General features: G+C 67.1%; 21 protein-coding genes. 9 read left to right on the forward strand and 12 right to left on the reverse strand.

Features of this window, described 5'->3' with window-relative positions; genetic code table 11:
• Positions 1 to 4 precede the first annotated feature (4 nt).
• Complete coding sequence (locus LCM15_RS04430; RefSeq protein WP_224853464.1) at positions 5 to 622, reverse strand: OmpA family protein; 618 nt, start codon at positions 620 to 622, stop codon at positions 5 to 7.
• A gap of 234 nt (positions 623 to 856) precedes the next feature.
• Entirely contained in the window at positions 857 to 2,164 is a 1,308-nt protein-coding gene (miaB, locus tag LCM15_RS04435; RefSeq protein WP_224853467.1) for a tRNA (N6-isopentenyl adenosine(37)-C2)-methylthiotransferase MiaB, read from the reverse strand.
• A gap of 327 nt (positions 2,165 to 2,491) precedes the next feature.
• Here miaB and LCM15_RS04440 point away from each other — a divergent pair, with 327 nt between their 5' ends.
• On the forward strand, positions 2,492 to 3,361 hold the full coding sequence (locus LCM15_RS04440; protein WP_224853469.1) for a hypothetical protein: 870 nt from the start codon (positions 2,492 to 2,494) through the stop codon (positions 3,359 to 3,361).
• A 142-nt stretch (positions 3,362 to 3,503) separates the two neighbouring features.
• On the opposite strand, the gene LCM15_RS04445 is transcribed toward LCM15_RS04440, so the two are convergent.
• The gene (locus tag LCM15_RS04445; RefSeq protein WP_224853471.1) at positions 3,504 to 4,190 is read right to left on the reverse strand and encodes an FAD-binding oxidoreductase; all 687 of its coding nucleotides are present in this window, start codon (positions 4,188 to 4,190) and stop codon (positions 3,504 to 3,506) included.
• 133 nt (positions 4,191 to 4,323) lie between these two features.
• Positions 4,324 to 4,743 carry an iron response transcriptional regulator IrrA gene (gene irrA, locus LCM15_RS04450; protein ID WP_224853473.1) on the reverse strand — a complete coding sequence of 140 codons (420 nt, stop codon included), beginning with the start codon at positions 4,741 to 4,743 and terminating at the stop codon, positions 4,324 to 4,326.
• A 178-nt stretch (positions 4,744 to 4,921) separates the two neighbouring features.
• Between irrA and fabA the strand changes: the two genes are divergently transcribed.
• Positions 4,922 to 5,431 (forward strand): bifunctional 3-hydroxydecanoyl-ACP dehydratase/trans-2-decenoyl-ACP isomerase, encoded by a 510-nt coding sequence (gene fabA / locus LCM15_RS04455; protein WP_007792321.1) that lies wholly within the window; start codon positions 4,922 to 4,924, stop codon positions 5,429 to 5,431.
• Between the two features lie 34 nt (positions 5,432 to 5,465).
• Here the strand turns inward: fabA and LCM15_RS04460 are convergent, their stop codons facing one another.
• Positions 5,466 to 5,699, reverse strand: a complete 234-nt coding sequence (locus LCM15_RS04460; RefSeq protein WP_224853475.1) for a hypothetical protein — start codon at positions 5,697 to 5,699, stop codon at positions 5,466 to 5,468.
• Positions 5,700 to 5,806: 107 nt separating this feature from the next.
• On the opposite strand from LCM15_RS04460, the gene LCM15_RS04465 reads away from it, so the two are divergent.
• The 4 genes from LCM15_RS04465 to hisH all read left to right on the forward strand — a co-directional run bounded on the left by LCM15_RS04465 (position 5,807) and on the right by hisH (position 9,248).
• The gene (locus LCM15_RS04465; RefSeq protein WP_224853477.1) at positions 5,807 to 6,436 is read left to right on the forward strand and encodes a hypothetical protein; all 630 of its coding nucleotides are present in this window, start codon (positions 5,807 to 5,809) and stop codon (positions 6,434 to 6,436) included.
• A gap of 93 nt (positions 6,437 to 6,529) precedes the next feature.
• Entirely contained in the window at positions 6,530 to 7,759 is a 1,230-nt protein-coding gene (gene fabB, locus LCM15_RS04470; RefSeq protein ID WP_224853480.1) for a beta-ketoacyl-ACP synthase I, read from the forward strand.
• A 30-nt stretch (positions 7,760 to 7,789) separates the two neighbouring features.
• On the forward strand, positions 7,790 to 8,581 hold the full coding sequence (locus LCM15_RS04475; RefSeq protein WP_224853482.1) for an enoyl-ACP reductase: 792 nt from the start codon (positions 7,790 to 7,792) through the stop codon (positions 8,579 to 8,581).
• Between the two features lie 31 nt (positions 8,582 to 8,612).
• Positions 8,613 to 9,248: an imidazole glycerol phosphate synthase subunit HisH gene (gene hisH, locus LCM15_RS04480; protein WP_224853485.1), complete on the forward strand. Its 636-nt coding sequence runs from the start codon at positions 8,613 to 8,615 to the stop codon at positions 9,246 to 9,248.
• Between the two features lie 236 nt (positions 9,249 to 9,484).
• On the opposite strand, the gene LCM15_RS04485 is transcribed toward hisH, so the two are convergent.
• Positions 9,485 to 9,871, reverse strand: coding sequence for a DUF2147 domain-containing protein (locus LCM15_RS04485; protein ID WP_224853488.1), 387 nt, complete (start codon positions 9,869 to 9,871; stop codon positions 9,485 to 9,487).
• A gap of 133 nt (positions 9,872 to 10,004) precedes the next feature.
• Here LCM15_RS04485 and hisA point away from each other — a divergent pair, with 133 nt between their 5' ends.
• Positions 10,005 to 10,727 (forward strand): 1-(5-phosphoribosyl)-5-[(5-phosphoribosylamino)methylideneamino]imidazole-4-carboxamide isomerase, encoded by a 723-nt coding sequence (hisA, locus tag LCM15_RS04490; protein WP_224853491.1) that lies wholly within the window; start codon positions 10,005 to 10,007, stop codon positions 10,725 to 10,727.
• Positions 10,728 to 10,732: 5 nt separating this feature from the next.
• Here hisA and LCM15_RS04495 read toward each other — a convergent pair whose 3' ends face one another.
• From LCM15_RS04495 to scpA, 5 genes are all read right to left on the reverse strand, one after another.
• Complete coding sequence (locus LCM15_RS04495; protein ID WP_224853494.1) at positions 10,733 to 11,734, reverse strand: endonuclease/exonuclease/phosphatase family protein; 1,002 nt, start codon at positions 11,732 to 11,734, stop codon at positions 10,733 to 10,735.
• Positions 11,735 to 11,739: 5 nt separating this feature from the next.
• Positions 11,740 to 12,423, reverse strand: a complete 684-nt coding sequence (locus LCM15_RS04500; RefSeq protein WP_224853497.1) for a molecular chaperone DjiA — start codon at positions 12,421 to 12,423, stop codon at positions 11,740 to 11,742.
• 41 nt (positions 12,424 to 12,464) lie between these two features.
• The gene (locus LCM15_RS04505; protein ID WP_224853501.1) at positions 12,465 to 12,944 is read right to left on the reverse strand and encodes a GNAT family N-acetyltransferase; all 480 of its coding nucleotides are present in this window, start codon (positions 12,942 to 12,944) and stop codon (positions 12,465 to 12,467) included.
• On the reverse strand, positions 12,941 to 13,561 hold the full coding sequence (locus tag LCM15_RS04510) for a VOC family protein (RefSeq protein WP_224853503.1): 621 nt from the start codon (positions 13,559 to 13,561) through the stop codon (positions 12,941 to 12,943). The genes LCM15_RS04505 and LCM15_RS04510 overlap by 4 nt, the downstream gene beginning before the upstream one ends.
• A 322-nt stretch (positions 13,562 to 13,883) precedes the next feature.
• Positions 13,884 to 16,013: a methylmalonyl-CoA mutase gene (gene scpA, locus LCM15_RS04515; protein ID WP_224853506.1), complete on the reverse strand. Its 2,130-nt coding sequence runs from the start codon at positions 16,011 to 16,013 to the stop codon at positions 13,884 to 13,886.
• Between the two features lie 403 nt (positions 16,014 to 16,416).
• Between scpA and LCM15_RS04520 the strand changes: the two genes are divergently transcribed.
• Both LCM15_RS04520 and LCM15_RS04525 read left to right on the forward strand, forming a co-directional pair.
• A complete protein-coding gene (locus LCM15_RS04520; protein ID WP_224853508.1) occupies positions 16,417 to 16,869 on the forward strand; it encodes a DUF4174 domain-containing protein in 453 nt (150 codons plus the stop codon).
• An 11-nt stretch (positions 16,870 to 16,880) separates the two neighbouring features.
• A complete protein-coding gene (locus tag LCM15_RS04525; protein WP_224853511.1) occupies positions 16,881 to 17,024 on the forward strand; it encodes a hypothetical protein in 144 nt (47 codons plus the stop codon).
• 10 nt (positions 17,025 to 17,034) lie between these two features.
• On the opposite strand, the gene LCM15_RS04530 is transcribed toward LCM15_RS04525, so the two are convergent.
• Positions 17,035 to 18,054, reverse strand: coding sequence for a hypothetical protein (locus tag LCM15_RS04530; RefSeq protein ID WP_224853512.1), 1,020 nt, complete (start codon positions 18,052 to 18,054; stop codon positions 17,035 to 17,037).
• Positions 18,055 to 18,059 lie beyond the last annotated feature (5 nt).

The raw sequence follows: 18,059 nt of genomic DNA on the forward strand, positions 1-18,059 counted from the left end.
CTCCTCAGCGCACACACAGGATTTCGACGCGGCGGTTCTTCGCCATGCCCTCGGCGGTGCGGTTGGTCGCCACCGGGTATTCCTCGCCGTAGCCGCGCACGTCGATGATGCGGGCGCCGGTGCCGCGCGCCACCGAGGCCACCGCGTTGGCGCGGTTGTAGCTCAGGCGGCGGTTGTACTCGAGGCTGGCGCGCGCATCGGTGTGACCGGCGATGATGAAGCCGAAGGCGGTGGCGCTGTTGAAAAACTCTTCCAGACGCGCCCGGCCCTTGGGCGAGATCGCGTACTTGTCGGTGGCGAAATACTGGTCGGAGTTCAGCGTGCCGCACACGTTGATGTCGCGGCAGACCGGACGCCCGTCCGGGGTCATGCGCGAGACTGCGTAGCCCTCGGCCCCGTCATCCATCACCCAGATCTCGCAGCCGTCGGGTGACAGAGAGATGCCGGGCACGTAGCGCTCGCCGCGGATGGTGCGGGTGTTCTGGGTCGAAATCACCGGAGTGTTCAGGCCCGCGGCGTCGCCTTCGGCGGTCACCGGACCCGCAACGCCTGCGGCGGTTGTGCAGGCCAGCGCGAGCGCGCCGATCCCCCGTCTCACGGCCTGGGAAATACGTTTTGCCACAGCCACTGTCCCTGTCCCCTTGTGCTTGATGCCCGCCAGGCCCGGAGGCGTACGCGGCGGGCAAACGCTGACATATTTATACTACGTCAAAACAGTAGCAGGTAATTCCGCGCTGTGAAGAAAAAACCACCACATATTGTGGTCTTACGCTGGACAAACCACTGCTCAACGCAGGATTGTCCAAAGTAAACGCGCAAAAACCGCGAGGCCTGCAGCCCCGCGGTGAAGCTCAACTCAGACGAGCACGCCTTTCAGGGAGTTGGGCCCGCTCTCGACGATCCTGACAGGGCGAAGATCGCCGGGCTGGAGCCCCTCCGCCGCCACGTGCACCGCGTGCAGGTAGTCCGACTTGCCGACCATCTGGCCCGGCAGGCGGCCGGTCTTCTCGAACAGCACGCCGACCTCGCGCCCGACCATGGCATCCTGCAGTGCGCGCTGCTGGCGCGTGAGCAGCGCCTGAAGCCGCTGCAGGCGGTCGTCCTTCTCGGCCTCCGGGACCTGCGGCCGCTCGGCGGCCGGGGTGCCGGGACGCTCGGAGTACTTGAATGAGAAGGCAGAGCCGTACTCCACCGCCTCGATCAGCGCCATGGTGTCGCGGAAATCGGCCTCGGTCTCCTCCGGGAAGCCGACGATGAAATCGCCCGACAGATGCAGGTCGGGGCGCGCGGCGCGCAGGCGCTCGATGAGCCGCAGATACTGCTCGGCGGTGTGCTGGCGGTTCATCCGCTTGAGGATCTTGTCCGAGCCCGCCTGCACCGGCAGGTGCAGGTAGGGCATCAGCTTGTCGCAATCGCCATGCGCAGCGATCAGGTCGTCATCCATGTCGTTGGGATGCGAGGTGGTGAAGCGGATGCGCGCGAGCCCGTCGATCTTGGCAAGCTCGCGGATCAGACCGGCGAGGCCGCGCTCGTGGCCGTGATAGGCGTTGACGTTCTGGCCCAGCAGGGTGAGCTCGCGCACGCCGCGCTCGACGAGGTCGCGGGCCTCGCTCAGCACCCGATCGGCCGGGCGCGAGACCTCGGCGCCGCGGGTATAGGGCACCACGCAGAAGGCGCAGAACTTGTCGCAGCCCTCCTGCACGGTGAGAAAGGCGGTGGGGCCGCGCTTGGCCTTGGGGCGCGATTTCAGCCGCTCGAACTTGTCCTCTTCGGGGAAATCGGTGTCGAGCGCCTTCTCGCCGCCGCGCGCCTTGGCCTCGAGCTCGGGGAGGCGGTGATAGCTCTGCGGGCCCACCACCAGATCGACCATCGGCTGGCGCCGCATGATCTCGGCGCCCTCGGCCTGTGCCACGCAGCCGGCCACGCCGATCCTGAGGTCCGGGCGTTCGGCCTTGAGCCCCTTGTAGCGACCGAGCTCGGAATAGATCTTCTCAGCCGCCTTCTCGCGGATGTGGCAGGTGTTGAGCAGGATCATGTCGGCGTCGTCGGGGCTGTCGGTCTGGACATAGCCCTGCCCGCCCATGGCCTCGGCCATGCGCTCGCTGTCATAGACGTTCATCTGGCAGCCATAGGTCTTGATGAAGAGCTTCTTGGGCTGGGTCATGAAGGGGACTCCCGGTCGCGCGGTTCAAGAGCGGGCGGATAGCGCAAAACCGCGCGCGTGAAAAGGGTCTCGCGCGGGGTGCGGGGGCCTGAGGCGGCGCGCCGGACCGGAAGGTGCGCCCGGCCGCAGGGGCCGGCCTGCCTCCGGCGGGGATATTTTTGGCCAGAAGAAGACAGGGGCGCGGCGCTTGACCTTCCAGCGGCGGGAGGTCCGGGTGATGTCTGGGATCTCTGCGGGGCCGGAGGGGCGCCGGGGGGCACCTCACCTCGGCTTGCAAAGCCCCGCAAATTCCCCAATCCTCGAAGGCGCAGACGAGAGAGACAGACGATGCATCACCAGAGCCTTTCAGATTTCCTCGGCCGGGCGAAGGCCGCGCTGGGGGCTGGACCTGTGGCGATGGTGTTCTGCGAGGACGAGGCCGAGATCGACACCACGCTGCGCCACGCCCTGCGGTCGGGCTTTCGCTGCGTGATCAGCTTCATGCCGCCGCAGTTCGAGATGGCGCGCGACCTGCGCGCGCGGGTGCACCGGATCGACTACGACCTGCGCGTCGAGCGGGCGGTGCCGCGCGCGGTCGACGCGGTGATCGAGGCGGGGCCGGGCCTGTGGATGTTCTACTGCTACAACGCCGAGTACCTGTTCTACCCCTATTGCGAGACCCGCACGATCAGCGAGATGCTGGCGTTCCACGCCGAAGAGCGGCGCAACGCGATGCTGGCCTATGTCATCGACCTCTATGCCGGCGATCTGCAGAGGTTTCCGGACGCGGTGTCGCTGGACGAAACCTATCTCGACCGCTCGGGCTACTATGCCCAGACGCGGCGTGATGCGGCCCGGCAGAACCACCCCAAGGAGCGGCAGCTCGATTTCTTCGGCGGGCTGCGCTGGCGCTTCGAGGAGCACGTGCCCGAAGATCGCCGCAAGATCGACCGCATCGCGCTGTTCCGGGCGAAACCGGGGCTGACGCTGCGAGAAGATCACACTTTCTCGGACGAGGAATACAACACCTATGCCTGCCCGTGGCACAACAACCTCACCGCGGCGCTGGTCTCGTTTCGCACCGCCAAGGCGCTGAAGCGCAACCCCGGCAGCAGCTTCGACATCGACGATTTCCGCTGGCGCAACTCGACGCGGTTCGCATGGCATTCGCGCCAGCTCCTCGATCTGGGGCTGATGGAGCCGGGGCAGTGGTTCTGAGACCAACCCGCGCGATGCGGTCGGGCCTGCGTCACGGCGTCGGCTCGGAGGGGTGCCCAAGACCGCAGGGCCGAACGCGGTGATCGGCCCCGGGAAGCCGGGACCGATACTTTTGCAGTTCCTCAAGCCGGGGCCTTGAGCCTCAGTCGAACTGTTCCATGACGATATCGTCCTCGGGCACGTCGATCGACTGGAGCGCCTCAGAGATATCATCGAGCATCGCGTCGGGGCCGCAGACGTAGCAGATATCCTTGCCCGGGGTGACGTGCTCCTTCAGCAGGGTGGCATCGATCTCTCTGCCGTGCAGCGGGCTGTCTTCCTCGTCGGTGACGATGAAACAGGTCTTCAGGCCCGGCATCTTCTCGAAGCTGTCGCGCAGGATGATGTCGCGCTCGGCCTTGTTGGAAAACACCAGCGTGTTGCCCTCGAGCGTGCCGTTGCGGGCGAGCTTGTCGCGCAGGATGGCGATGAACGGGGTCACCCCGGCGCCGCCTGCGATGAAGACGCCGTCGCCCTTATCCTTGATGTAGCCCCAGATATCCTCGACCAGAACCGTGTCGCCCGGCTGCAGGCGTCCGATGCGCGCGGTCACACCGCCATGATCCTCGTCGTCTTCGGGGTAGGACTTGATAACGAACTCGAGCTGATCCTCGCCCGGCAGCGAGGTCATGGTGAAGGAGCGGATCTCGTCGCGCCATCCCTCCTGATCGAGCGCCATGTGGGCGGCCTGCCCGGGGGTGTACTCGAGATCGTCGGGACGGTCGAAGGTCAGGCGGTTGGTGTCGTGGGTGACCGGGGTGATGCTGCGAAGGGTAAGGGTGCGGGTCATGCTGTGTCTCCTTTTGGAAGACCAACGACCGCTGCCCTTGGGGGGTTCCTGACCGCGCGAGCGGCGGACGAACCGCGGCACCCGGGCTGGAGGCGCGTCGCGAACTAAAGGTCGGTGCAGATATGCAGCGCGATCAGCCGCGCTTGCGCAGCCGGATCACCACGTCGACCGAGGCGATCTCGGCACCCTCGGGGGCATCGGGCAGACGCGCGATGACCATGTCCTCGGCGGGCGCATCGGTCAGGTGACCATCATCTTCCCAGTAGAAATGCGGGTGATCGTGGGTGTTGGTGTCAAAGTAGCTGCGGGTGCCGTCAACGGTGACTTCCTGCATCAACCCGGCATCGCAGAACGCGCGCAGCGTGTTGTAGACCGTGGCCAGCGACACGCTCTCGCCCTGTTCCTTGACGGCGGCGAAGAGGCTTTCGGCGGTGACGTGACGGTTCTTGCCGTCGCCAACCAGAAGCGCCGCCAGCGCCAAGCGCTGTCGGGTCGGGCGCAGCTCTGCCTGCGCCAGCCACTGCGTGCCTCTCTGAACGGCCTCTGCTGTCATTGCCTCATCCGATACGTTCATCCACCCCCATATATAAGGAGTGAGCCGGCGGGATTTCAAACGAAAAACTCCAGATACACAACGGCGATGCGGCACAGCGGCAGGCTTGCAAGCTGCACTTTCACGGTGATAGAGGGGGCGGAACCTGAAACCCAAGCACACGAAGGGTCAGTCATCGATGGCAGACTATCCCACCAGCTTCGGCAAGGAAGACCTGCTGAAATGTTCCCGCGGCGAGCTGTTCGGCGAGGGAAATGCGCAGCTTCCGGCCCCGCCCATGCTCATGATGGACCGCATCACCGATATCTCGGCAGATGGCGGCGCCCACGGCAAGGGCCACGTGCTGGCCGAGTTCGACATCACCCCCGACCTGTGGTTCTTCGACTGCCACTTCCCGGGCAATCCGATCATGCCCGGCTGCCTCGGGCTCGACGGGCTCTGGCAGCTGACCGGCTTCAACCTCGGCTGGCGCGGCTGGCAGGGGCGCGGCTATGCGCTTGGCGTCGGTGAGGTGAAGCTCACCGGCATGGTGCGCCCGGACCGCAAGATGCTGACCTACAAGATCGACTTCACCAAGGCCGTGCAGACCCGCCGCCTGACCATGGGCGTGGCCGACGGCATCGTCGAAGCCGATGGCGAGGTGATCTACCAAGTCAAGGACATGAAGGTCGCGCTCTCCGAGAGCTGACCCGTCCCCGGACGGCGCCGCGCGGCGCCGTTCCTCAATGCAGGCTGAGCAGAACCGCGATGTCGCGCGGGCTCAGCCTTGCCACCAGCGCGCGCTCCTCGGGATGCAGCGCCGCGCCGCTCGCGATGTGCTGTTTCAGCCTCTGGGCAATCTCGCTGGTCGACTGGTAGTACAGGTCCGGCTGGTCGCGCCCGATCTCCTGCAACAGCCGCTGGAGCAGCATCTTGCGCTTCTCCGCGTCCAGATCCTTTCGCTTGTCCTGCAGCATGGGCTGGTCCCTCGCTCGTTTGCTCCTAGCTTTCGAGGTAAGCGCCGGCGCGCGGTTGTCCAGCGCGGCCCGGTGCCGCGCCCGCGCGAGGACTACGGAGAGCCGCCATGTTTGCCGCGATCACCAAGCGCCTGCGCCGCCCCCGCTTCAGCGCCTTCGAGCCGCTCGACGCGCAGGGCCTCCAGCGCGCCGAGACGATGCGCGCGGCCCTCGACGGCCTCTCCGAAGATCCCTACCTAATGCTGGCCGACCCGGACTGGCGGCTGGTCTCGGTCTTCGACGACCTGCGCTATGATCGCGCCGACATGGACATGATGACCGGCCCAATGCGCGCCTACGCCACCCGACGGCTGCAACCGCTGGGCTTCCGGCAGGCGACCGGCTCCATCCTTGAGAACCCGGCGCTCGACGTCCGGATGCATATCCCGCGCTTCCGCGCGCTTGGCGCATCGCCCTTTGACGCGGTGCGCGACACGCCGCGGCGGGCGCAGGACTACTACCTCCTGACCCCTACCCAGACGGCGGCGCAGATGATCCTGCACTACCCGGTCGAGGCCGCCGTCGAGCGCATCAAGGTTCTGGTCGCGCGCCAGCCGGTGAACCTGCTGCGCCTGTCCGACTATCTCGAGCAGCGCCGCGACCATCAGGACGTCCTGCGCGCCATCGGTCACCTGAAATACGTGCAGCGCATGGCGGTGGAAAGCGCGCCGCTGCGCGGTCGCCGCGCCCTGCGCTGAGGCCCCCGCGCCGGTTCTGCAAAGGCAATCCGCGGCTTGCGTCCCCCCTGCCCCATGCCCTACATAGCCCCCAACAAACATATGGGAGGCACCATGCGTCGCGTCGTCGTCACCGGACTGGGCATCGTATCGTCCATTGGCACAAACGCCGAAGAAGTCCTTGCCTCGCTGAAGGCAGGCCGCTCCGGCATCACTGCCAACGAACAGATGAAGGAACACGGCTTCCGCAGCCAGATCGCCGGTGCCGTCGATATCGACGTCTCCGAGCACGTGGACAAGCGCACCCTGCGGTTCATGGGCCCCGGTGCCGCCTATGCGCACATCGCCATGCAGCAGGCGATCGCGGATTCCGGGCTCGAGGAGTCGGACGTGGTCAACCCGCGCACCGGCCTGATCGCCGGCTCCGGCGGGCCGTCGACCTCGGCGCTGCTGACCGCGCACCAGACCGTGCTCAAGAGCGGCGGCACCAAGCGCGTGGGCCCCTTCGCGGTGCCCAAGGCGATGTGCTCGACGGTCAGCGCGAACCTGTCGACCGCCTTCAAGATCAAGGGCATCAACTACTCGATCACCTCGGCCTGCTCGACCTCGCTGCACTGCATCGGCAACGCCGCCGAGCAAATCATGATGGGCAAGCAGGACGTGATGTTCGCCGGAGGCGGCGAAGAGCTCGACTGGACCCTGTCGTGCCTGTTCGACGCCATGGGCGCAATGAGTTCGAAGTACAATGACAGCCCCGAGAAGGCCTCGCGCGCCTTCGACGCGGGGCGCGACGGCTTCGTGATCTCCGGCGGCGGCGGCATCCTCGTGCTTGAGGATCTCGAGCACGCCAAGGCCCGCGGTGCCAAGATCTATGCCGAGGTCACCGGCTTCGCCGCGACCTCCGACGGCCACGACATGGTCGCGCCCTCCGGCGAGGGCGGCGAGCGCGCCATGCGGCTTGCGCTCTCGACCCTGCCCGAGGGCCGCAAGGTCGGCTACATCAACGCCCACGGCACCTCGACCCCGGTCGGCGATGTCGGCGAGATCGAGGCCGTGCGCCGGGTCTTCGGCGATGGCCAGACGCCGCCGGTGTCCTCGACCAAGTCGATGACCGGCCACAGCCAGGGCGCCACCGGCGCGCAGGAGGCGATCTACTGCCTGCTGGCACTGCAACACGACTTCATCATCCCCTCGATCAACGTGGACGAGCTCGACCCGGCGCTGAAGCCGGCCGAAATCGCCACCGCCCGCGTCGACGACGCCGGGCTCGATACGGTGATGACCAACTCCTTCGGTTTCGGCGGCACCAACGGCTCGATGCTTCTGAGCCGCTACCGTGACTGATTATTGATACCTAACAGCGGATTACAGAACATGTCGGAGCTTCTGAAGGGCAAGCGCGGACTGGTCATGGGGGTGGCGAATGACCGCTCCATCGCATGGGGCATCGCGCGCGCCCTGCACGAGGCCGGCGCCGAGCTTGCCTTCACCTATCAGGGCGAGGCCTTCGGCAAGCGCCTGCAGCCGCTGGCCGAGAGTGTCGGAAGCGACCTCATGGTCGATGTCGACGTCACCGATGACGCCTCGCTCGACGCGGGCTTCGAGGCGCTGGCAGCGCGCTGGCCGACGATCGATTTCGTGGTCCACGCCATCGCCTTCTCCGACAAGTCCGAGCTCACCGGGCGCATCCTCAACACCTCGCGCAGCAACTTCCGCAACTCGCTCGACATCTCCTGCTACAGCTTCATCGAGGTGGCGCGCCGCGTGCATCCGCTGATGGTCGAGAACGGCGGGACGATGCTGACGCTTACCTATGACGGCAGCCAGCGGGTGTTCCCGAACTACAACGTCATGGGCGTGGCCAAGGCGGCGCTGGAATCGACCACACGCTACCTCGCCAACGACCTCGGCCCCGAGGGCATCCGGGTGAACGCGATCTCGCCCGGCCCGATGAAGACGCTGGCCGGCGCGGCCATCGGCGGTGCGCGCAAGACCTACAAGTTCACCGAGCAGAACACCCCGCTGCGCTCCAACGCCACGCTCGAGGCGGTGGGCGGCACCGCGGTCTACCTGGTCTCGGACGCCGGCGCCTGCACCACCGGCGAGATCATCCGCGTCGATGGCGGCTACCACGTGCTGGGGATGCCGCAATACGACAACCTCTGAACCGGCCGCTGACCGGAAAGGACCGCACGAGATGCTGACGGCGATCATCGACTACGAGAGCGGCAACCTGCACTCGGCCGAGAAGGCGTTCCAGCGCATGGCCCGCGAGACCGGCGGCGGGGAGGTCGTGGTGACCACCGATCCCGAGACCGTGGCCACTGCCGACCGCATCGTGCTGCCCGGCGACGGGGCGTTTCCGGCCTGCGCCGCGGCGCTGCGCCGCTCGGGCTGCTTCGAGGCGATGGTCGAAGCGGTCGAGACCCGCGCCGTGCCGTTCCTCGGCATCTGCGTCGGGATGCAGCTGCTGGCGCGCAAGGGGCACGAGTACGAGGACACCGACGGGCTCGGCTGGATCGACGGCGAGGTCGAACGCATCACGCCGTCCGAGCCCTCCCTCAAGGTGCCGCATATGGGCTGGAACGATCTGGTGATCGACCACGCGCACCCGGTGCTCGAGGGCATTTCGACCGGGGATCATGCCTATTTCGTGCACTCCTACCAGATGCGCATGACCGATGCCGCGCAACGGGTGGCGCATGTGGAGTACGGCGGAGACGTCACCGCCATCGTCGCGCACGAGACGGTGGTCGGGCTGCAGTTCCACCCGGAGAAGAGTGCCGAGACCGGCCTGCGCATGATCGCCAACTTCCTCGCCTGGCGGCCCTGACGCCATCACGTTTGCCCGGCGGCAGTGCCCATGGCACGTCCGGACGCCTCCGGCGGGAGTATTTTTGACGAAGAGAAGCCAGGGGCGCGGCGCTCATGTCTTCTTTGGTTCAAAAATACCTCGGGGGTGAATTGGCGCAAAGCGCCAAGAGGGGGCAGAGCCCCCTCCCTTGTTTCCAAAAGCGCACTTCCGATCGGACCGGACAGGGCGCCCCCTGCCCTTGTGACGCCGTGGCGTTACTGCACCCTGCGCCAGGTCTGGCCCCGGCAAATGCCCAGCACGCAGCCCTCGACTTTCAGCCGGTCGCCCGAGAGGGCCATCTTCGAGTTGTAGGTCTTGTCGCGATCCGGCGCCCAGATCTTGCCACCGCCATAGGCACCGCCGCCCTTGGGCGACATGCCCCAGATCATCTGCCGCCCGATATTGGGCGAGGCGATCGGCTGGCCGGAGCTGTCATAGCCCTTCCCCAGCGTGCCGCAGATCTCGGCGCCGCAGGTCGTGATGGTGACCAGGGCGAAGTTTCCGTTGTCGTCCGGTTGCGTCTGCCAGACTCCCTCCACCGGATCTGCCAGCGCCGCGGTGGCAAGGCCGATCAGCCCCACCGCCAGTGCAAGTGCTTTCATGGCTCGTCTCCTCCCTCTGAGCAATGTATCGAGAGCGTGACGCAAGCACCCGATTCCGTTCAACGTTGACGCGGGGTCGGGTTTCATGAGACCTCGCGTCACGAGACCAGACAGAGACGGAGCCGAGCGAGCCATGATCCTTTACCCCGCGATCGACCTGAAGGACGGCAAGGCCGTGCGCCTGCTGCGTGGCGACATGGACAAGGCCACCGTGTTCAACGACGACCCCGCCGCGCAGGCGCTGGAATTCGTCGCCGCCGGCTGCGAGTGGCTGCATCTCGTCGACCTCAACGGCGCCTTCGCCGGCGAGCCGGTCAACGCCGCCGCGGTCGAGGCGATCCTCAGCCAGACCAAGACCCCGGCCCAGCTGGGCGGCGGCATCCGCGACATGGCCACCATCGAGCGCTGGCTCGACAAGGGGCTGGCCCGCGTCATCCTCGGCACCGTGGCGGTGGAGAACCCGGCGCTGGTGCGCGAGGCGGCGGCGGCGTTCCCCGGCAAGATCGCCGTCGGCATCGACGCCCGCGACGGCCGCGTCGCCACCAAGGGCTGGGCCGAGGTCACCGATGTGGACGCGGTCGATCTGGCCCGGAGCTACGAGGATGCCGGCGTCGCCGCGATCATCTACACCGACATCAACCGCGACGGCGCCATGCAGGGGCCGAATGTCGAGGCCACAGCCGCGCTGGCCCGCGCGGTGACGATCCCGGTGATCGCCTCGGGCGGCGTGTCGTCGCTCAAGGATCTCGAGGAGCTGCGCGATTGCGGCGCGCCGCTCAACGGCGCGATCTCGGGACGGGCTCTCTACGACGGCGCGCTCGACCTCAAGGCGGCGCTGAAGGCCCTCGCCGCCTGAGCCTCTCAGAGGGCGATATCAAGCGTGACCGGGAAGTGATCCGAGGCGTCGAGCAGCGCCTCGCGCAGCTCTGGCGTGCGCCAGCAGTGCGGATCGTCGAACGGGTGCCAGATGCGCCATGACGGGCGCCTCCGGGCAAGATCTTCGGACACCATGATGTAGTCGAGCAGCGCCTGCATGTAGCGCTCCTCGGGCTTGAGATAGAACCGCGCCGTGGTCGGCTGGGCGACGAATTTCGCTGCCAGCGCCTGCGCCGCGTGGGGATCGTAGAGCGGTGGACCGCCATCGCCCAGCACGATCTCGACCGAGCTACGCCCGAACAGGTGCTCGTACTCGTCAAGCCCGGGGCCGTCGTTGAGATCGCCCATGACCACGACACTCTCGCCCGCCGCGAGCAGCCCCTCGACCCGGCGGCGCAGCCAGATCGCCTGCGCCAGCTGCTTGCGGCGATTGGCGATCGACAGGCGCATGGCCTGATCGCGATTGCGCGCGCCGTGGGGGGCCTTTGACTTCAGATGCGCCCCGATCAGTCGCAGCACCGCGCCCGAGGCGGTCACCGCCTCGACCTCGAGCGGCGGCTTGGAGAAGCTGACATTGTCGCGGGTGGCATCGACGTCGAGGTCGATGTGAAAAACCCGGTCGAATCGCGGCGCCTCGGGGCTCTCTTCCGGGGCATGGCGCACCTTGAGCACCGCGGGGTCGTAGAGCAGCGCGATTTCCTGCTGCGTGTCGTTGACGAAGCCGGTCAGCACCGCGCGGGCGCGCAGGTCGAAGGCTTCGGCAAACTGCATCAGCGCGCGGCCGGTATCGCGGCGGGAATTGCTGTCGGGGGCCTCGATAATCATCACCGCATCGGCCTCCAGCGCGGTGAGGACGGTACCGAGGGCTTCGATCTGCCGCTCGCGGGTGATGCCGTGCCGGGCCGACCAGCCGCCATCCCTCACAAGTTGTCCGGCATCGTCGAACAGCGCGTCGAACCACTCGATGTTGTAGGTGGCGAGGCGCATCGGCCTCAAGCCGCGCGCTGCGCCGAGATCTCTTCCCAGGCGTGGTTGATGTCGATCAGGCGCTTCTCGGAGAGCTTGACCGCCTCGGGGGGCACGCCGCGCGCCTGCATCACGTCGGGGTGGCTGTCGCGCACCAGACGGCGCCATTGCTTGCGGATCTCGTCGAGCGGATCGTCGGGCGAGACGCCGAGCACGGCGTAGGGATCGGGCGGCGCGTCGGGCACGAAGCGGGCGCGGATGGAGCGGTAGTCGCCTGGCGCGACCTCGAAGATCTCGGCCACGCGGTCGAGGAATTCCTCTTCGGCGGGATGGTAATGGCCATCGGCCATGGCGATGTAGAACAGCCCCTCGAGCAGGTCGCAGATCGGCCCCGTGCTGTCTTCGAACATGCGCCGGATGCGGCGGGCGTATTCCTCGAACCCGGCCACGTCCTGCCGGGCGAGGTTGAAGACCCGCGCCGCCGCGGCCTCGTCCTCGGGGGCGACCTGGAAGACCTCGCGGAAGGCCAGCACCTCGTTGCGGGTCACCTGCCCGTCGGCCTTGGCCATCTTGGCCGAGAGCGCGATCACCGCGATGGTGAAGGCGACGCTGCGCTCGGGCGGCTGGCGCAGGCGGTCGAACACCGCGCCAAGGCCCTCGCCATTGGCGAGCGCAGACAGAGCCTCGGAGATGCGGGTCCAAATCGACATTCGGGGATTTTAGTGCGTTGGGCGGGTGAAGTCAGCGCGGTTCAGACAAATTTCTGCATCAGGACGAGGTCCATCCAGCGGCCGAACTTGTAGCCGACCTGCGGCAGGCGGGCGACCTCGGTGAAGCCGATGGCGGCGTGAAACACCACGCCTGCTGGGTTTTCCGCCGACACGCCGGCGAAAAGCGAATGCACGCGCTGGCCGCGGGCGACGTCTTCGAGGGCCATCATCAGCGCCCGGCCCACCCCGCGACCTCTTGCCTCAGGGGTGAGGATGACGGTGTGTTCCTTGGTGTGGGCGTATCCCGGACCGCTGCGGAACGGAAAGAAGGTGGCAAAGCCGAGCAGCGCACCCTCGGCCTCCGCAACGAGGAACGCGTCGCCGCGCGCGGCGATATCGCCGGCCAGCCCCTCCCGGGTCTTGAGCGCGGTCGTAAACGTGATGGCCGTGGTCTCGATCCACGGGTTCCACAGCGCCGCGAGCGCCGACGCGTCCCCTGCCCGCGCGGCGCGCAGGATCATTGCAGGATGCGGCGCTGGCCCTGAGGGGTGCGCAGCTCGGCGCGCAGGCCGGGCTTCGGGCCGGTGACGAAGGAGACCAGCGGCGCATCGAGGAACGGCGCCAACAGCGCCTCGAGCTTGTCGGCCTCGGGGTGGGTGACCTCGAGCGTCTCGAGCCATGTCCCGGAGGCCGAGAGCATGGCTCCGGCGCGCACAGGGCTTTTCCATTCAATCAGCGCCGGGAACATGCCGTCGAACGGCAAGCGCCCGTCCTCGGGCACCGACATCACCCATTGCAGCCGCCCGCGTTCGAGATCGACGGGCTTGCCGGCCATCGGCAGCGCCGCGAGCGCGGCGGACATGTCCGGCACCCTGCAGATCCACTTGTCGAGCCGAGCGGGGCCCGAGAAATCATCGAGCCCGAACCAGCGCGCGTCCTGTGGCGGAGGGGCCGCCGGGTCGATGGCGATGGCCTCGAGATAGAGCCCCTGGCCAAGGCCCAGGAGCTGGTTGTGGGTGCCGTAGCGCGGGTGCTCGCCGCCCGGCAGCAGCGGCATGCCGATCGCGGCCTCGGCGTGGGCGACCGCCTCCTCGAGGCTCTCGCCCGCCACCGCGATATGATCCAGTTCCAGCTTCATCCGTCGCTCAGGTTTGCTTCGTGCATCCGAGTTACGATAGGCCTGCGGCCCGGCTGTGCAACGGCTAAAATGCATCAGCGCCCGGGGTTTGCGCGCGACCACGTCCCTGTAGGTGGGCCTTGGCGAAGGCGCCGCGCGCTGATCTGCTCGGGGGAGCCTCGGAAGACGGGCGTGACACGCCGGCGGCAACGTGAAATTCGGCGGCGGAGAGAGGCCGGAAGCTCGCCGGGCACCGCAGGCATCGTCCTGCCGAGGCGCGCCTCCGACACGATCCCTCCCCAAGAAAGCAACGGGCCGGGGACGATCCCCGGCCCCTGCCCTGTCAGTCTCGCGCCTCGCGGATCAGCTTGAGGATGTCCTGCGCCGCGTCGGGGATGTTGGTTCCGGGGCCGAAGATCGCCTTCACACCCGCATCGTAGAGGAACTTGTAATCCTGATGCGGGATCACCCCGCCGCAGATCACGATGATGTCCCCGGCGCCCTGCGCCTTCAGCGCTTCGATGAGCTGCGGCGCCAGCGTCTTGTGGCCGGCGGCCTGGCTCGAGATGCCGATGATGTGCACATCGTTGTCGATGGCGTCCTGCGCCGCCTCGTCGGGCGTCTGGAACAGCGGGCCCACGTCGACGTCGAAACCGATATCGGCAAAGGCGGTGGCGATGACCTTGGCGCCGCGGTCATGGCCGTCCTGCCCCATCTTCACCACCAACATGCGGGGCCGGCGGCCCTCCTCCTCGGCGAACTCTTCGACCGATTTCTGGATCGCGGCAAAGCCCTCGTCGCCTTCGTAGGCGGCACCGTAGACGCCTGCCAGCGTCTTCACCTCGGCCCGGTGACGGCCGAACACTTTTTCCATCGCCATGCTGATCTCTCCGACAGAGGCCCGCGCGCGGGCTGCTTCGACGGCCGCCTCGAGCAGGTTGCCGCCCTCCTTGGCCCGACGCTCGAGCTCGCCCAGCGCCGCGTCGCAGGCGGCCTGATCGCGGCTGGCGCGGATGCGCTCGAGCGCCGCCACCTGCCCGTCGCGCACCTTGGCGTTGTCGATGTCGAGGATGTCGAGCTCGTCTTCCTTCTCGAGCCGGTACTTGTTCACGCCGACGATGACGTCGTCGCCGCGGTCGATATCGGCCTGACGCTTGGCGGCGGTCTCCTCGATGCGCAGCTTGGGCATCCCCGAGGCCACGGCCTTGGTCATGCCGCCCATCTCGTCGACCTCCTCGATCAGCGCCCAGGCCGCCTCGGCGAGATCGGCGGTCAGCTTCTCGACGTAATAGGAGCCGGCCATCGGATCGACGACCTTGGTCACGCCGGTCTCTTCCTGCAGTATGAGCTGGGTGTTGCGGGCAATGCGGGCCGAGAACTCGGTCGGCAGCGCGATGGCCTCGTCGAGCGCGTTGGTGTGCAGCGACTGGGTCCCGCCCAGCACCGCCGACATCGCTTCATAGGCGGTGCGGATGACGTTGTTGTAGGGGTCCTGCTCGGCAAGGCTCACCCCCGAGGTCTGGCAGTGGGTGCGCAGCATCTTGGAGCGCGCCGACTTGGCGCCAAGCTCGGTCATGATGCGCGCCCACAGCATCCGCGCGGCGCGCAGCTTGGCGATCTCCATGAAGAAGTTCTTGCCGATGGCAAAGAAGAACGACAACCGCCCGGCGAACTTGTCGATGTCCATGCCGGCATCCATCGCCGTCTTCACGTATTCCTTGCCGTCCGCCAGCGTGTAGGCCAGCTCCTGCACGAGGTTCGCGCCAGCCTCCTGCATGTGGTAGCCGGAAATCGAAATCGAGTTGAACTTGGGCATCTCGTTCGAGGTGTACTCGATGATGTCCGAGATGATCCGCATCGAGGGTTCCGGCGGATAGATATAGGTGTTCCGCACCATGAACTCTTTTAGGATGTCGTTCTGGATCGTGCCCGAGAGCAGCGACCGGTCGTGGCCCTGCTCCTCGCCGGTGACGATGAAGTTGGCGAGCACCGGGATCACCGCGCCGTTCATCGTCATCGAGACCGAGACCTTGTCGAGCGGGATACCGTTGAACAGCACCTTCATGTCCTCGACCGAGTCGATCGCCACGCCGGCCTTGCCGACATCGCCCACAACGCGCGGGTGGTCGCTGTCATAGCCGCGGTGGGTGGCAAGGTCGAAGGCCACCGACACCCCCTGTTGCCCGGCAGCCAGCGCCTTGCGGTAGAAGGCGTTGGATTCCTCCGCCGTGGAGAAACCGGCATATTGCCGGATCGTCCAGGGCCGGCCCGCATACATGGTCGCCTTCACGCCACGGGTGAACGGCTCGAAGCCCGGAAGCTCGCCGATCTGCGGCAGCCCCTCCACATCTTCGGCCGTGTAGATCGGCTTGACCTCAATGCCCTCCAGCGTCTTCCAGGTCAGATCCTCGAGCGGGCGGCCCCGCAGTTCCTTTTCAGCGAGTGCCCGCCAGTCATCCACCTTGGCTGTCATCGTCCTGTCCTCTCTTCTGTGAAGCCGGCGGCCAGTGCCTCCTGTCCCTGCCGGGCTTCAGGGTCTCTCTCAGTCCTGCCGTTCCATGCGCCCCGGCGCGGGGCCGGAACCGGTGGTCGGTGTGTCTCCGGCGCCAACGCGCCGCCGGGCCGTGGCGGAGCGGGCGACCGTGCCGTCCCCCCTCGTCGGCCCGCCATCGTCCGCGCCCCCTGCTCCGCGGGTCGTGCCGGCGCGGCGCGCGACGGTGTCTGGATCCCTCATGGAGGGCATCGCCCTGCACCTCGCAGGATCACCGGGTGCGCCGGCCAAGACAGCGGCAAATCGGGTAAATTCCTCGCGATCCCACGGCAAACGTTGTGAACCCGGGGGGCTCATGACTATATCTTGGCGCATGAACCGCCGCATGACCCTCGCATCGCTCGCCTTTTTCACCTTCGCCGCCAGCCTCGGCGCAGCGCAGGGGGCAGAGACACCCGAGACTCTCGACGAGACCATCCGCCCGGCGGGCGAGTCGACGCTCGACGAGTTTCTCTGGGTCAAACGGTCGCTGGTGGTGTTCGCCGACAATCCGGCAGATCCGCGATACGTGCAACAGATGCAGCTGATCGCCGAACGGCTCGATGCGCTCGCGGATCGCGACGTGGTGGTCATCACCGACACCGATCCGGCGGCGGACACGCCGATCCGCCACGCGTTGCGCGCCCGCGGCTTCATGTTCGTGCTGATCGCCAAGGACGGCACCATCCTGCTGCGCAAGCCCGCGCCTTGGGATGTACGCGAGATCTCGCGTTCGATCGACAAGCAGCCGTTGCGCAAACAGGAGGTCCGCGACCGCCGCGGCCTGCCTGACCGGTGAGCCGAACGGCGGTGAAGATTGAAATGCACGCCGCACCGCGCTATATTCAGGGCATGGAAAAGCTCATCACATATCTGCAGCGGATCTTCCTCAAGCCGCTCCCCGAGCCGGTCGAACGCTCGCCGTATCGGTCTGGCCCGAAGATCAGCTACTGAGTTCAAAGCCTTAATCATCTGAACGCTCCGCATCTCCGGCGCGTTCATCGTTGCGCGACTCGTCCGCGCCCTCCGGCACCAGCGCCTCGAAATTCGGGCGCGTGCGGCTGATATTTTCCTCTGCAAGCAGTGCAAAAACTTCCGGCTCGACCTTTTGCGGCCGCGTCCGCGCGTTGAGCGCCAGCCACGCCTGACAGCCCATCCGCACGGTCTGAAGCTGCACCTCTTCGAAATCGAAATAGATCGCCGCCCGCCGCGCCCGTCCGAGCCGCCGATAGGCGGCGCCGTTCAAGTCCTTCGCCAGCCGAAGCCCGTCGCCAAGCTGGGTGTAGAAGCCGATCACCGGCTGCATCACATCCTCGGGCAGAAGCTGGAGGTTCGGCGCGAGCGTGGTGAGCACCACCGGCTCTTTCCCGCTCGGGACGAAGGGCTCGTAGCCGTCCGCCGCGATGCGCTCGGCGACGCTGCGCCCCGCTTTGTCATGGCCCAGCATGGCGGCAGTCACCCCCTGCAGGCGCGCCTCTGGCGCGGCACCCGCAGGCCCCTCGCGCTCCCAGAGCGCGAGAATGTCCGAAAGGTAGTCGTAGACCTCGGAGCGCAGCGCCAGCAGCGTCTCGTTCAGCGCCTTGTCGCGGGCGCTTTCCTCGCGCCATGTCTGCACGAGGAAGGTGAAGACCCAGCCCGCGGCGACCACCCCGCCCGCCATGAGCCCCTGATACAGGTAGCGCGGGTTCTGTGCCCCCTCGGCCTGGATGCCGTCGATCACCGGCAGCAGCGCCAGCACCGAGGCCACGCCCAAAAGCGAGATCGGCGCCGCGACCAGCGCCGCCTTCCACAACACCCGCAGGACCTTGGCATCGAAGATGCAATAGGCAATGAGCAGCACGCCCGCGAAGATCACCAGCCGTTGCGGCAGGCTCTCGGGAAGCGCGGGCCGGACGAACAGAAGCCAGAAGGCAAACAGCACCAGCCCTGGCGCGGCGACGCGCTCCAGCCTGAGACCGCCATATGCCCGCTTCTGTCCGTCCATATCGG

Source organism: Salipiger bermudensis (assembly GCF_020171625.1).
Classification (GTDB): Bacteria; Pseudomonadota; Alphaproteobacteria; order Rhodobacterales; family Rhodobacteraceae; genus Salipiger; species Salipiger bermudensis_B.

What these genes read in the sequence shown, in the direction of transcription:
- miaB (WP_224853467.1), bottom strand. Translation starts at nt 2,164, where the DNA reads ATGACCCAGCCCAAGAAGCTCTTCATCAAGACCTATGGCTGCCAGATG.
- LCM15_RS04440 (WP_224853469.1), top strand. Translation starts at nt 2,492, where the DNA reads ATGCATCACCAGAGCCTTTCAGATTTCCTCGGCCGGGCGAAGGCCGCG.
- LCM15_RS04445 (WP_224853471.1), bottom strand. Translation starts at nt 4,190, where the DNA reads ATGACCCGCACCCTTACCCTTCGCAGCATCACCCCGGTCACCCACGAC.
- irrA (WP_224853473.1), bottom strand. Translation starts at nt 4,743, where the DNA reads ATGACAGCAGAGGCCGTTCAGAGAGGCACGCAGTGGCTGGCGCAGGCA.
- fabA (WP_007792321.1), top strand. Translation starts at nt 4,922, where the DNA reads ATGGCAGACTATCCCACCAGCTTCGGCAAGGAAGACCTGCTGAAATGT.
- LCM15_RS04460 (WP_224853475.1), bottom strand. Translation starts at nt 5,699, where the DNA reads ATGCTGCAGGACAAGCGAAAGGATCTGGACGCGGAGAAGCGCAAGATG.
- LCM15_RS04465 (WP_224853477.1), top strand. Translation starts at nt 5,807, where the DNA reads ATGTTTGCCGCGATCACCAAGCGCCTGCGCCGCCCCCGCTTCAGCGCC.
- fabB (WP_224853480.1), top strand. Translation starts at nt 6,530, where the DNA reads ATGCGTCGCGTCGTCGTCACCGGACTGGGCATCGTATCGTCCATTGGC.
- LCM15_RS04475 (WP_224853482.1), top strand. Translation starts at nt 7,790, where the DNA reads ATGTCGGAGCTTCTGAAGGGCAAGCGCGGACTGGTCATGGGGGTGGCG.
- hisH (WP_224853485.1), top strand. Translation starts at nt 8,613, where the DNA reads ATGCTGACGGCGATCATCGACTACGAGAGCGGCAACCTGCACTCGGCC.
- LCM15_RS04485 (WP_224853488.1), bottom strand. Translation starts at nt 9,871, where the DNA reads ATGAAAGCACTTGCACTGGCGGTGGGGCTGATCGGCCTTGCCACCGCG.
- hisA (WP_224853491.1), top strand. Translation starts at nt 10,005, where the DNA reads ATGATCCTTTACCCCGCGATCGACCTGAAGGACGGCAAGGCCGTGCGC.
- LCM15_RS04495 (WP_224853494.1), bottom strand. Translation starts at nt 11,734, where the DNA reads ATGCGCCTCGCCACCTACAACATCGAGTGGTTCGACGCGCTGTTCGAC.
- LCM15_RS04500 (WP_224853497.1), bottom strand. Translation starts at nt 12,423, where the DNA reads ATGTCGATTTGGACCCGCATCTCCGAGGCTCTGTCTGCGCTCGCCAAT.
- LCM15_RS04505 (WP_224853501.1), bottom strand. Translation starts at nt 12,944, where the DNA reads ATGATCCTGCGCGCCGCGCGGGCAGGGGACGCGTCGGCGCTCGCGGCG.
- LCM15_RS04510 (WP_224853503.1), bottom strand. Translation starts at nt 13,561, where the DNA reads ATGAAGCTGGAACTGGATCATATCGCGGTGGCGGGCGAGAGCCTCGAG.
- scpA (WP_224853506.1), bottom strand. Translation starts at nt 16,013, where the DNA reads ATGACAGCCAAGGTGGATGACTGGCGGGCACTCGCTGAAAAGGAACTG.
- LCM15_RS04520 (WP_224853508.1), top strand. Translation starts at nt 16,417, where the DNA reads ATGACCCTCGCATCGCTCGCCTTTTTCACCTTCGCCGCCAGCCTCGGC.
- LCM15_RS04530 (WP_224853512.1), bottom strand. Translation starts at nt 18,054, where the DNA reads ATGGACGGACAGAAGCGGGCATATGGCGGTCTCAGGCTGGAGCGCGTC.